Raw genomic sequence first — 11,839 nt, 5'->3', positions numbered from 1 at the left:
CCATGAACCTAAAAGTAATCGCTTTCGATGCAGACGATACGTTATTCGTCAACGAGCCGTATTTTCAGGAAACGGAACATAAATTCTGTGCCTTGATGGAAGATTATTTGTCACATCAAGGATTATCGCAAGAATTATTTAAAGTAGAAATCGAAAATTTAGACTTGTACGGTTACGGAATAAAAGGCTATATCCTTTCGATGATTGAAGCGGCGATGAAAATTTCTGACAATACTATTTCGATAGAAATTATTGAGAAAATTATTGAATACGGAAAAGAATTACTGCAAAAACCAATCGAATTATTAGACGGAGTCGAAGAAACTCTAGAAGCTTTAAGCGGAAAATACAAACTCATTGTAGCTACAAAAGGCGACCTAAAAGACCAACAAAGCAAGCTGCATCGGTCAGGTTTGGGACATTATTTTCATCATATTGAAGTCATGGCCGACAAGCAAGAAATTAATTATCAGAAATTATTAACGCGTTTAGAAATAAATGCTGATGAATTTTTTATGATAGGAAATTCACTAAAAAGTGATGTTTTACCAGTTTTAGGAATTGGAGGTTATGCGGTTCATATTCCTTTTCACACCACTTGGGAACACGAAAAAATTAGTCATAAAGTAGAACATCCGAACTTTAAAACTTTAGAAAAAATTACTGATGTTTTGCCAATTTTATTGAAATAACTTTCAAAAAATGAAACAAAAACTAAACTTAAACACTTGGAACCGAAAGGAACATTTCTTGTTTTTTAAACAAATGGAAGAACCTTTCTTTGGCATCACAACAACCATCGATTGTACGAATGCTTACGACAAAGCAAAAGAATTAAACATTTCATTTTTTACTTATTACTTACACAAAACATTACTCGCGGTAAATGCTATCGAGAATTTTCGCTATCGAATAATTGAAGATGAAATTTACATTTTCGATACTATCGATGCTTCTGCAACCATCATGCGCGAGGACAAAACTTTTGGTTTTTCATTAATGGAATATTCAAATAATATAAGTGATTTTGCCGAAATTACTAAAACAGAAATCGCCAGAATACAAACCACAACTGGACTTATTACACGAGATTTTAAAGAAAATTTGATTCACTTTTCGGCATTACCGTGGCTAAATTTTACTTCGTTTTCTCATGCCCGAAGTTTTACTTTTCCTGATAGTTGCCCAAAAATTTCTTTTGGAAAAATGATGGAAGAAAACGATAAGAAAACCATGTCAATGTCTGTTCATGTTCACCACGGATTGGTAGATGGTTATCATGTTGGAGAATTTGTAAATCTGTTTCAAGAACTCATGAATGCTTAAATTCTTAGTCGATAGTTAAAAAACTATTAACTTCTCTATTACTTGCTTACAAACTTTGTAACTTTGTACTTCAATAAAACGATAAAATTATGTATCCAGAAGAAATGGTAAAACCAATGCGTGCTGAATTATCAGAGGCTGGCTTTCAAGATTTATATAGTGCAGAAGCTGTAGAAGCTGCTTTAGCGAAAGAAGGAACTACGCTTGTGGTTGTAAATTCAGTTTGTGGTTGTGCAGCAAGAAATGCGCGTCCAGGGGCAAAAATGAGTTTAGACGGGGCAAAAAAACCTAGTCAGTTAATTACTGTTTTTGCAGGTGTCGATAAAGATGCGGTAGATGCAGCTCGCAAACACATGTTTCCTTTCCCTCCATCATCGCCTTGTATGGCTTTGTTTAAAGACGGAGAATTGGTTCACATGCTAGAGCGTCATCATATTGAAGGTCGTCCAGCAGAACTAATTGCCGAAAATTTAAAAGACGCTTACGCAGAGTTTTGTTAATTAAAAACCAATAAATCTAACCACGTTTCGGCGTGGTTTTTTTTATTTAAAAAAGTATCTTTGGGAAAAATTTCTAACAAAATGGAAAAATTTATATCATATCCTATATCTATTATATATTACCTTTTTTTTATAGCTTGTTTACTTATTTTTCATCCTATACAATGGATTTGTTTAAACATTTTTGGCTATCAAGCACATAAAAAAAGTGTCGATTATTTGAACTTTTGTTTGGTAAAATGTACCAATCTTTTAGGAACAACCTATAAGTTCGAAAACAAAGATTCGATTCCTAAAAATGTTCCTATTATTTTTGTTGCCAACCATCAGAGTTTGTATGATATTGTTGCTATAATTTGGTTTTTACGCCGTTTTCACGCAAAATTTGTGAGCAAAAAAGAATTAGGGAAAGGTGTTCCGAGTGTTTCTTTCAATTTACGACATGGCGGTTCTGTTCTTATTGATAGAAAAGACCCAAAACAAGCCATTTCAATGATTGGTCAATTGTCAAAATATATTGAAAAAAACAAACGTTCGGCAGTAATTTTCCCAGAAGGAACCAGAAGCAAAACTGGAGAACCTAAGAAATTTGCCGAAAGCGGACTCAAAATGTTGTGCAAATATGCTCCATCTGCTTATATTGTTCCAATAACTATAAATAATTCTTGGAAAATGGTTAAATTTGGAAGTTTTCCGATGGGATTAGGAAACAAATTACAATTTATAATCCACGAAGCCATTGCTGTAAAAGATTTTCCGTTTGAAGAATTAATGATAAAAACAGAAAACGCCGTGACTCAATCAATAAAAGTATAACTAGATTTAACGAAATCTAAAATCTAAAATTATAATGTCTACAAAAAACATACGTCTAGAAGTTATGCAATTTCTAGAAAACAAAATTGACGGATTTGTTGACCAATATTTAATTCCGATAGAAAAAATATGGCAACCAACCGATTTTTTACCCAATTCTGAAAGTGAAACTTTCTTTGAAGAAGTAAAAGAATTAAGAGAAATAGCCAAAGATTTACCTTATGATTTCTGGGTAACTCTTGTAGGAGATACTATTACCGAAGAAGCTTTGCCAACCTACGAATCTTGGCTTATGGACGTAGATGGTGTAGGACAAGTAGAGCAAAATGGTTGGTCTAAATGGGTTCGACAATGGACTGGAGAAGAAAACCGTCACGGTGATTTGCTAAACAAATACTTGTACTTGTCTGGTCGTGTAAACATGCGCGAGATAGAAATTACTACACAACATCTTATTGCCGATGGTTTCGATATTGGGACGGGTCGTGATCCTTACAAAAATTTCGTTTATACTAGTTTTCAGGAGTTAGCAACCTATATTTCTCACAATAGAGTTTCGCAAATTGCAAAGCAATATGGTGACAATAAATTATCTAAAATATGCAAAATGATTGCTGGCGACGAAATGCGTCACCATCATGCTTATTCAGAATTTGTGACTCAGATTTTTAAAGTCGACCCAAGCGAAATGCTTTTGGCTTTCAATTATATGATGAAACAAAAAATTGTCATGCCAGCGCAATTTCTTCGTGAATCTGGCGAAAAAATAAGTTCCGCATTCTTAAATTTTTCTGATTCTGCACAACGAATTGGTGTTTACACTGCTTCTGATTATGTAGATATTATGCAAAAACTAATAGAAAAATGGGAAATAGAAAAACTTTCTGGTCTTACTGATGAAGCCGAAAAAGCACGTGATTATTTGATGAAATTGCCTGCAAGAATGGCTAAAGTTTCTGAAAGATTGGTTATTCCTGCTGAATCTCAAGTCTTTAAATGGGTAGAACCAGCTTTGACAAGATAAAAGACTTTGAGATAATAGAAAATAGACTAAATCCTTTCCCAAAAGAAAGGATTTTTTGTAAAATATAAATTATGGAAAATATTATTAATAAAACCATTCTATTTGTAAAACAAAAGCTAGAAAATGCCGAAGGCGGACACGACTGGTTTCATATAGAACGTGTTTATAAAAATTCAATTCTAATTGCTTCGACCGAAAAATGTGATGAGATTGTTGTAAAACTCGGTGCATTATTACACGATATTGCTGATAGTAAATTTCATAATGGCGACGAAAGTGTTGGTCCAAAAGTGGCTAGAGAATTCCTAGAATCCGAAGGGGTTTCGGAAGAAATAATTAGTCATGTCATTAATATTATCGAAAATATTTCTTTCAAAGGCGGGAATTTCGATAAAAAATTCACATCGAAAGAATTAGAAATTGTTCAAGATGCCGACAGATTAGATGCGATTGGAGCGATAGGAATTGCAAGGACTTTCAATTATGGAGGTTTTAAAAATCGTCAGTTATACAATCCAGAAATTCTTCCAAATCTTACTATGAATAAAGAAGAATACAAAAATTCTGAATCGCCAACATTGAATCATTTTTACGAAAAATTGCTTTTGCTAAAAGACAAAATGAATACCGAAACTGGAAAAAAAATTGCCCAAGAACGCCACCATTATATGGAAACATTTATTGAGCAATTTCTTTTGGAATGGAATGGAGAACGATAAGTTTTAGCTTATTTTCCAGTAAATACTGCTCTTCTTTTTTCTAAAAATGCAATGGTTCCTTCTTTAAAATCATCGGTAGCAAAACACTCACCGAAGGCTTTAATTTCTACATCAAAACCATTGGTACCGTCTTTGTAATTGGCATTTATCGCTTCAATCGCTTTAGAAATAGCTGCTGGCGAATTTCTCATAATTTTATCGGCAATTGTCATATAAGTTGACATTAAATCCGCTTGTGGAACAACGTGATTTACTAATCCGTATGCTTTTGCCGTTGGAGCATCAATCATTCCTGCGGTCATAATCATTTCCATAGCGCGACCTTTACCTATCAATTGTGGCAAACGTTGTGTTCCTCCGTAGCCAGGAATTACACCTAGTGAAGTTTCTGGCAATCCCATTTTTGCATTATCTGAAGCGATACGGAAATGACAAGACATGGCCAATTCTAATCCACCACCTAATGCAAAACCATTGATGGCTGCAATAACTGGTGTTTTCATGTTTTCGATAAAATCGAATAAGATTTCTTGTCCTTTTGCGGCTAACATGGCGCCTTCTTTGTCTGAAAAATGAGCAAATTCTGAAATATCGGCACCAGCCACAAACGCTTTTTCGCCACTTCCTGTGATGATTAGTACTTTAATTTCTGAGTTTTTATCGGCTAATTGTAGTGTTTCGTGTAGTTCCTGAATTGTAGCTTTATTTAGCGCATTTAGTTTCTCAGGTCGGTTTATAAAAATGGTTGCAATTCCTTTTTCGTGTTCGATAATAATGTTTTCTAATGCCATAATTTATTGATTTGTTATAGGTAATGAAACAGTAAATGTTGTTCCTTTATTTATTTTAGAAGTAAAAGTAATGGTTCCGTTATAATTTTCGATAATGTTTTTTATAATTCCCAATCCTAATCCCATTCCGCTAGATTTTGTGGTAAATTTTGGTTCGAAAATTCTATCAAAATCTGCTATTGCGATTCCTTTTCCGTTATCTTTTACGGTAATTACAGCATTGTCAGATTCTTTATTTACCGAAACCGAAATCTTCTTAATTTCTTGTTCTTCCGGAATGGCTTGCGAGGCATTTTTAACCAAATTGGTGATAATTCGTATGAGTTGTGTTCGGTCTATTTTGGTAATAATTTCGTCTGAACTGGAATAAAATTCGATAAAATCTTCATTAAAAATATCTAGTGACAATTTAACCACATCGACCACATTTATAGTTTCATTTTGTTGTGCTGGCATCGATGCAAAGTTAGAAAATGCTGAAGCCACAGCACTCATCGTGTCTATTTGCTGTATTAATGTTTTCGAGTAATCATTCAGTTTCTGATTAACATTTGGATCTAAAGGATCAAATTTTCGCTGATAACTCTGCACCGTTAGTCGCATAGGTGTTAGCGGGTTTTTAATCTCATGTGCCACTTGTTTTGCCATTTCTCGCCAAGCTCCTTCACGTTCGCTTTGTGCTAATTTGTTGGCACTTTCTTCTAGTTCATCAATCATATTGTTATATGATTTAACCAATTTATCTATTTCGTAACTGTTGCTAACCAGTTCTATTTTCTTGTTTTTTTCGGTTAGACTTGTTTTGGTTAGTCTATTCGAAATTGTTTCTAACGATTTGGTAATATATCGAGATAAGTATAAGGCGATCCAAATAGAAATAACAAACATGGCAAAGTATACAAACCCAAAAATTTTTAGGAACTCTTCTATTTGTTTCTGATAAAATGTGTTGTCTTCTTTATAAGGCAATCGGATAATTCCGATGGGTTTTTTTTCTACATAATCCATCAGATAACTATAAGAAAATTGAAATTTATTCCCTTTGCTTTCAGCAATATCTACATACCTGTTTTTTTTAGATTGCTTCACTTTAGTAAGAATCGAATCCGAAATATTTGGAGAGATTTGCCCTTGAATCATTGGTGCATTCGAAGTTGTCAGTAATCTTCCGTTCAGGTCATACATATCTATTTCAATATTGTGAATGTCTGAAATTTCGAAAATTTTATCTTTAAATATCGATGGAATATTAAACGTAGTTAAAGGATGTGGTGTAATTGCCAACACGTACTGAAGGTGTTGTTTTATCTGGTTTTCTTTATTTATAAGTAATTCTTGATTGTATTCTTTGCTTTCGATTTGGAAATGAATTAACGAAACACCCGCAATTAAAATAGAAGATATCAAGGTTATAAGAATCATCGACAAAAAGATTCTTACACGCAATGACCAACTTTTAACTTTAAAAATGGAATTCATTTATTGATTTTTTTCTCTTATTCGTTTGTAAAACTTAAATCCCAGCATAATGATTATTGAAAATAAAAAGATTCCTATTACTCCATAAATCCAGTTGAAAGCATTTTTTAAAATTACTAAAAAAACAACAGCAAATAGTATTAATGTGGCTCCTTCGTTCCACAATCGCATAAAGTTTGAAGAATATTTGAATTCGTCTTTTTGCAATTGATTATAAATTTGATGACATTTTAAATGGTATAAAAACAAAAGAAAAACAAAGCCAAGTTTTACGTGCATCCAAGGCATTTGCAACCAAACAGGCATTAATATTAATAACCAAACAGCAAAAAATGTGGCTAAAATTGCACTTGGCCAAGTAATAATATACCATAATCGGTAAGTCATTATTTTGTATTGCTTCAATAAAATTTCCTTTTCTGGCGAAGGTTTTTCGTTGGCTTCAATTTGATAAACAAACAATCTAACAATATAGAACAACCCTGCAAACCAAGTGATTACAAAAATTAAGTGTAGCGATTTTATGTAATTGTAGTATTCCATTGTTAAATCTATTATCTATCTGGCTATTATTTTTAGTCTTTCTTCTGAAAATCCTTAATCCAATTCGCAACCACTTCGCACCATTCGTCTTCGTCATTCATACAAGGAATTGCCATAAATTCTTCGCCACCATGTTCCTTAAATTGGTGATTGGCTTCCATTGCGATTTCTTCTAATGTTTCTAAACAATCGGATACGAAAGCTGGTGTTACAACGGCTAATTTTTTGATCCCTTTTTCGGGCATTTTATTAATTTCAACATCGGTATAAGGTTCTAACCATTTGTCACCCGCCAATCGTGATTGAAATGTTTGACTATATTTGTCCTCAGAAATTCCTAACAATTTCACCACTTGTTTTGTGGTTTCGTAACACTGATGACGGTAACAAAATTCATGTGCTGGAGATGGCGTGTTGCAACAAGAACCATCTATTTTGCAATGCGATTTGGTAATGTCAGTCTTGCGAATATGGCGTTCTGGAATTCCGTGATAAGAAAACAACAAATGGTCGTAATCGAAATTCTCTAAATGTTTTTTTATCGAATTAGACAGTGCTTTTATATAATCTGGTTTGTTGTAAAAAGCGGGTACATTCGTAAACTTCATTTCTGGAAAATGTTTCTTGCGAAGTTCTTCTGCCAAAACTAAAATTGTCGTTGTAGATGCCATTGCGTGTTGCGGATACAATGGGAAAAGCATTACATCGGTCACACCTTTGTCTTTTAATTCTTGTAGGCCTTTTAGAATTGTCATCGTTCCGTAACGCATCGCTAATGAAACAGGAATGTCTGTTAGGACTTTGACTTTTTCGTGCATTTTTTTCGAAAACACGATAAGCGGAGAACCTTCGGGTGTCCAAATTTTAGCATAGGCTTCGGCAGATTTCTCTGGTCTTTTTCTTAAAATAATTCCCCTAACTAATAATGCTCTTAATAAATATGGGACATCAATCACATATTTGTCCATCAAAAATTCATCTAAATATGGCTTAACATCTTTTGGCGTTGGGCTTTCTGGCGAACCTAGATTTACGAGTAATACTCCTTTCATTAGTGCTTTTAATTTTTTTATAAAAGTAATAATAATTTATGACTAAAATAAAATTATCAAATCGCGTTTATAATGTGAATTTTCTTATTTAAAGTTATTTTTATCGGTAAAACATAACTTTTTAACGATTTTATTTATTTTTTAATAAAAATATTGCAAATTTATTATAGATTTCAACTACAAAAGTTAATTACTATGAAAAAAATCTACTTACTATTCTTACTAATTACCTACGCGAACACTTTTGCTCAGGTAAGTGGAGTTGGAGTTGGAACATCTAACCCACAACAAACACTACATTTGGCTGGAGCAACGGGGACGGTTCGTGTAGATGGTTTAAGCTCAACAAACAACGCCTTTAATGGCGGTGGATTTGATAAAACTTTCCCGTTATATGTAAACAACAACGGGGATTTAACTCTTTCGCTTTCTACTTTTACAAATAGTGATGGGACTGATGCTTTTACAGGAACAACACTATTACCAGCTGCAGCAATTGTAATTCCTACAACAGCTACTGCTCCTAATAATGGTACAAGAAATGTACTTATTTTAGCCTACCCAATTACTGTAACAAGAAACGTTGTTCTTGAAATAAAATACAACATCAGTTTTGAAGTATATAGAAGTACTGGGGTTTTACTTAAAAACAACAGAGCCAGACGCATTTCTACATTCTATACTGTTGATGCCGTTTTAGGTGCAGGTGTATCAAAACACGGACAAGCTTCTAAGTGTTATTTTAGTAACGACACCTCCGTAACTGTTTTTGCTGCTCCGGGCAATATGTACAATAGCACATCAACCTACATACCACTTACAGCTGGGACGCATACAATCCGTTTTTATGGCGAAGCAAATACTGGAACTACGAATGATTTAACACTTGTAAACTTTGGGATAGGTAACGATTCTGTATTTATGCGTATATATTAAATTTATAACTATGAAAAACATATTACTTTTAATAGGACTAATAACTTTTAATAGTCATGCCCAGATAGGAATTGGGACTTCAACTCCTCAAAAAGAGCTACATCTTGCTGGATCAACTTCTACAATTAGAATTGAAAAATTAAATTCCGTAAATAACCCAGTACTAAATGATGGTGTAAAACTTGCACCTGTATTTGTAGATCAAGACGGAGAACTAACTCTAAATCCTCCTAATTATATAACTGATGTAGGCTCGCCAACTGGAGTAGCTCCATTAAATTTTTTAATAACCTTAGGCAATTTCATACCTGATAATGGCGGAGTTGGTGTTGCATTAAACAATCCTATAGGCGTGACAAATGCTTCAGGTCAAATTGCAATAGTCCCATTTGTTTCGCCACAAAATGCTCTTATTGAAGTAAAATATGGTGTTACAATCGTCTTATCACAAGGAGATTTAACTGTCCCAACCTACACTGCATTTACAGATAAATCGGCAAGAACATTTCATGTTTATTTCTGTATAGATTTAAACAGTGACGGACTAGATGCATCAGAATTGTCAAAAAAATATGGCGATAAAGGACAGTTTTACGCTTCAACAGCACAAGGAATTTTAGGCTATCCTTATATGAACAGTCATGGGTATGCAAATATCCCAGCAGGAAACCATAGGTTAATCTTTTTTGGCGAATCAATAGATGGAATTAACAAATTTACAAGCGTAGGTTTTGGGGGTGATTTAGATTACATGAAAATTAGATTATATAACTAAAAGACAAGGCAATGATTAAAAATTTACATTTTATATTTTTCGTTTTTCCAATTGCTGTTTTTTCGCAAGTTGGCATCAATCAACCAAGTCCTGTAGAACAAGTTCACGTTGGCGGAAGCACAAGCACTATCAGAATTGATGGATTAAACTCTCCAAACAACAGCTTAAATATTGGTACAAATGGTAGTTCTAGAATTTTTGCTGACGTAGATGGTGATTTGGTACTTGGATCAGCAGCAAATAATATCGAAATACTTTTCAATCCTTTTAACTATTTAGACGATCCCGAAGATTCTGGTGGAGCCAATTCTAATGTGATTACTCAAACAGGAACAGGAACGGGGTTTCAGGCAGCTGGATATCCTAGACAAATAGGTGCTGGATTATCTAATTTTGTATTATCAAAAAAGGCTATCGTAGAGATTAATTACTCATTATCATGGAAAATTGTTAAAAACAATACGAGTAATATAGATGATGGAGCTGCTAGGATTTTTCAAACACTAATGTACCTTATTAAATTAGATGCACCTGGTGCTGGTTTAGTAACAGTAGATGCTGATGGAGCGCCTTTAATATTGGGATATGCCCTAGGATTAAACGGTCAATTTTATAATAATGAAGTAGGAGCAAATGGAGCAAATGACCAATATTTTAATACCGGAACAGATTACGTAAAACTCCCTCCAGGAACATACCAACCAATGTTTGCTGCACAAATCGCTGTAAGTATTACTGGCGGTACTGGAGCGGTTAAAGCTTTTGTTGGCGGAGGACAAGATGAAGTGCAAATTGTGGCTCACTATTATAACTAGTAAATAACAAACTCGCCATTGGCGAGTTTGTTATTTATAAACTTTTCTCTAACAAATACTTCTTCGGCGTCGTTGCAAACTTTTTCTTAAAAGCAGCAATAAAATGACTTCCTGTGCTGTAACCAATTTTTAGCCCAACTTCATTTACATTATACGAACCAGAATCTAGTAATTTGCGGGCTTGTTCCATTTTGTAGTCGAACAAAAAACCATAAACAGTATCGCCATATATTTGCTTGAAACCCATTTTTAGTTTCTTTAAATTCAAACCAATTTCATCAGCTAATTCTTGCAATCCTGGCGGTTCGGCCATGTTGGCAATAATAATTTCTTTGGCTTTTTTTATTTTTAAAACATTTTCTTCATCAATCAAAAACGGACATTGCTCTGCATTTGGATCTTCGGAACGGTTAAAAAACAAACTCAATAATTCGTAACCTTTTCCTTTATAATATAGGTTTTTTATTGATGGATTTAAGTTGTAATGAAACATTTGGTTTAAAACAATTGCCATCGATGGAGAAATATTTTCTTCGCCATAATATTTCTTATCTCTATTTTCATCACTCAAAAATGGAATGTGTTCCGTATCGGAAGAAAACAATCCGTGAAATTTTTTGATAGAAACCAAGATAGAAATCAACCATGATTTTGGTTCAATTTCCAAATGTAACGGCAGTTCTTTTTGTGGATTATAAAACAACAAGGACTTTTCTTCTTTCAAATTTAATGTGTAATTTCCTTGATTGAAGATAAATTTAGCATTCCCTTTCAATCCGAAATGAAACTGAATTAATCCGTTATTTACCTGACGTTCAAAGGAAATCATCTCGTCAGTATCATTCTGAAAACGAATTAAAATAAAATCATCATCAATCTTTATTTCTTCTGGCGAACTCATAGCGATGTTTTTTTATCAATTTTTGATGAAATTATATTTTATTTATTTAGAATAGTTCTAAATAAATAATTTCAAAAGTATTGATTTTAATACAAAAATAAAAGAAATAACGATAAAAATCTATTTTTTAAAGTAAAATTCTCTTAGCGACACAAATAGAAC

The 11,839-nt window shown here is 33.4% G+C and carries 14 protein-coding genes; 9 read left to right on the top strand and 5 right to left on the bottom strand.

The features are described 5' to 3' along the window. Nucleotides 1–2: 2 nt before the first annotated feature. The 6 genes from BM053_RS05545 (at nt 3) to BM053_RS05520 (ending at nt 4,385) form a co-directional block, all read left to right on the top strand. The gene (locus tag BM053_RS05545) at nt 3–692 is read left to right on the top strand and encodes an HAD family hydrolase (RefSeq protein ID WP_091474948.1); all 690 of its coding nucleotides are present in this window, start codon (nt 3–5) and stop codon (nt 690–692) included. 10 nt (nt 693–702) lie between these two features. Beyond that, nucleotides 703–1,326, top strand: coding sequence for a chloramphenicol acetyltransferase (locus BM053_RS05540; RefSeq protein WP_091474946.1), 624 nt, complete (start codon nt 703–705; stop codon nt 1,324–1,326). Nucleotides 1,327–1,415: 89 nt separating this feature from the next. Then, a complete protein-coding gene (locus BM053_RS05535) occupies nt 1,416–1,826 on the top strand; it encodes a BrxA/BrxB family bacilliredoxin (protein WP_091474944.1) in 411 nt (136 codons plus the stop codon). Between the two features lie 81 nt (nt 1,827–1,907). Then, nucleotides 1,908–2,642, top strand: coding sequence for a lysophospholipid acyltransferase family protein (locus BM053_RS05530; RefSeq protein WP_091474942.1), 735 nt, complete (start codon nt 1,908–1,910; stop codon nt 2,640–2,642). Nucleotides 2,643–2,676: 34 nt separating this feature from the next. After that, entirely contained in the window at nt 2,677–3,666 is a 990-nt protein-coding gene (locus BM053_RS05525; RefSeq protein ID WP_091474940.1) for an acyl-ACP desaturase, read from the top strand. A 71-nt stretch (nt 3,667–3,737) separates the two neighbouring features. Further along, on the top strand, nt 3,738–4,385 hold the full coding sequence (locus BM053_RS05520) for an HD domain-containing protein (RefSeq protein ID WP_091474938.1): 648 nt from the start codon (nt 3,738–3,740) through the stop codon (nt 4,383–4,385). Between the two features lie 8 nt (nt 4,386–4,393). Here BM053_RS05520 and BM053_RS05515 read toward each other — a convergent pair whose 3' ends face one another. From BM053_RS05515 to hemH, 4 genes are read right to left on the bottom strand one after another with little or no spacing between them, the layout of a single operon-like run. Then, the gene (locus BM053_RS05515; RefSeq protein WP_091474937.1) at nt 4,394–5,176 is read right to left on the bottom strand and encodes an enoyl-CoA hydratase/isomerase family protein; all 783 of its coding nucleotides are present in this window, start codon (nt 5,174–5,176) and stop codon (nt 4,394–4,396) included. Between the two features lie 3 nt (nt 5,177–5,179). After that, nucleotides 5,180–6,655 (bottom strand): sensor histidine kinase, encoded by a 1,476-nt coding sequence (locus BM053_RS05510; RefSeq protein ID WP_091474935.1) that lies wholly within the window; start codon nt 6,653–6,655, stop codon nt 5,180–5,182. Beyond that, entirely contained in the window at nt 6,656–7,198 is a 543-nt protein-coding gene (locus BM053_RS05505; protein ID WP_091474933.1) for a CopD family protein, read from the bottom strand. A 32-nt stretch (nt 7,199–7,230) separates the two neighbouring features. Further along, nucleotides 7,231–8,250: a ferrochelatase gene (gene hemH / locus BM053_RS05500; RefSeq protein ID WP_091474932.1), complete on the bottom strand. Its 1,020-nt coding sequence runs from the start codon at nt 8,248–8,250 to the stop codon at nt 7,231–7,233. A gap of 195 nt (nt 8,251–8,445) precedes the next feature. Between hemH and BM053_RS05495 the strand changes: the two genes are divergently transcribed. Genes BM053_RS05495 through BM053_RS05485 form a run of 3 tightly spaced genes read left to right on the top strand, consistent with a single transcriptional unit; the run spans nt 8,446 to nt 10,776 of the window. Continuing rightward, a complete protein-coding gene (locus BM053_RS05495) occupies nt 8,446–9,186 on the top strand; it encodes a hypothetical protein (RefSeq protein ID WP_091474930.1) in 741 nt (246 codons plus the stop codon). A 10-nt stretch (nt 9,187–9,196) separates the two neighbouring features. Next, entirely contained in the window at nt 9,197–9,961 is a 765-nt protein-coding gene (locus BM053_RS05490; RefSeq protein WP_091474928.1) for a hypothetical protein, read from the top strand. 11 nt (nt 9,962–9,972) lie between these two features. Next, nucleotides 9,973–10,776, top strand: coding sequence for a hypothetical protein (locus tag BM053_RS05485; RefSeq protein ID WP_091474926.1), 804 nt, complete (start codon nt 9,973–9,975; stop codon nt 10,774–10,776). 34 nt (nt 10,777–10,810) lie between these two features. Here BM053_RS05485 and BM053_RS05480 read toward each other — a convergent pair whose 3' ends face one another. Further along, the gene (locus BM053_RS05480) at nt 10,811–11,677 is read right to left on the bottom strand and encodes a helix-turn-helix transcriptional regulator (RefSeq protein ID WP_091474924.1); all 867 of its coding nucleotides are present in this window, start codon (nt 11,675–11,677) and stop codon (nt 10,811–10,813) included. Between the last annotated feature and the right edge of the window lie 162 nt (nt 11,678–11,839).

This window comes from Flavobacterium swingsii (assembly GCF_900111965.1).
In the GTDB taxonomy this organism is placed as follows: domain Bacteria; phylum Bacteroidota; class Bacteroidia; order Flavobacteriales; family Flavobacteriaceae; genus Flavobacterium; species Flavobacterium swingsii.
This window is presented reverse-complemented; position numbering and strand designations above follow the sequence as displayed.

Excerpts from the sequence above, each read along its gene's own strand:
- BM053_RS05515 (WP_091474937.1), bottom strand. The coding sequence starts at position 5,176 with ATGGCATTAGAAAACATTATTATCGAACACGAAAAAGGAATTGCAACC.
- BM053_RS05520 (WP_091474938.1), top strand. The coding sequence starts at position 3,738 with ATGGAAAATATTATTAATAAAACCATTCTATTTGTAAAACAAAAGCTA.
- BM053_RS05480 (WP_091474924.1), bottom strand. The coding sequence starts at position 11,677 with ATGAGTTCGCCAGAAGAAATAAAGATTGATGATGATTTTATTTTAATT.
- BM053_RS05535 (WP_091474944.1), top strand. The coding sequence starts at position 1,416 with ATGTATCCAGAAGAAATGGTAAAACCAATGCGTGCTGAATTATCAGAG.
- BM053_RS05505 (WP_091474933.1), bottom strand. The coding sequence starts at position 7,198 with ATGGAATACTACAATTACATAAAATCGCTACACTTAATTTTTGTAATC.
- BM053_RS05530 (WP_091474942.1), top strand. The coding sequence starts at position 1,908 with ATGGAAAAATTTATATCATATCCTATATCTATTATATATTACCTTTTT.
- BM053_RS05495 (WP_091474930.1), top strand. The coding sequence starts at position 8,446 with ATGAAAAAAATCTACTTACTATTCTTACTAATTACCTACGCGAACACT.
- hemH (WP_091474932.1), bottom strand. The coding sequence starts at position 8,250 with ATGAAAGGAGTATTACTCGTAAATCTAGGTTCGCCAGAAAGCCCAACG.
- BM053_RS05540 (WP_091474946.1), top strand. The coding sequence starts at position 703 with ATGAAACAAAAACTAAACTTAAACACTTGGAACCGAAAGGAACATTTC.
- BM053_RS05525 (WP_091474940.1), top strand. The coding sequence starts at position 2,677 with ATGTCTACAAAAAACATACGTCTAGAAGTTATGCAATTTCTAGAAAAC.
- BM053_RS05485 (WP_091474926.1), top strand. The coding sequence starts at position 9,973 with ATGATTAAAAATTTACATTTTATATTTTTCGTTTTTCCAATTGCTGTT.
- BM053_RS05545 (WP_091474948.1), top strand. The coding sequence starts at position 3 with ATGAACCTAAAAGTAATCGCTTTCGATGCAGACGATACGTTATTCGTC.
- BM053_RS05490 (WP_091474928.1), top strand. The coding sequence starts at position 9,197 with ATGAAAAACATATTACTTTTAATAGGACTAATAACTTTTAATAGTCAT.
- BM053_RS05510 (WP_091474935.1), bottom strand. The coding sequence starts at position 6,655 with ATGAATTCCATTTTTAAAGTTAAAAGTTGGTCATTGCGTGTAAGAATC.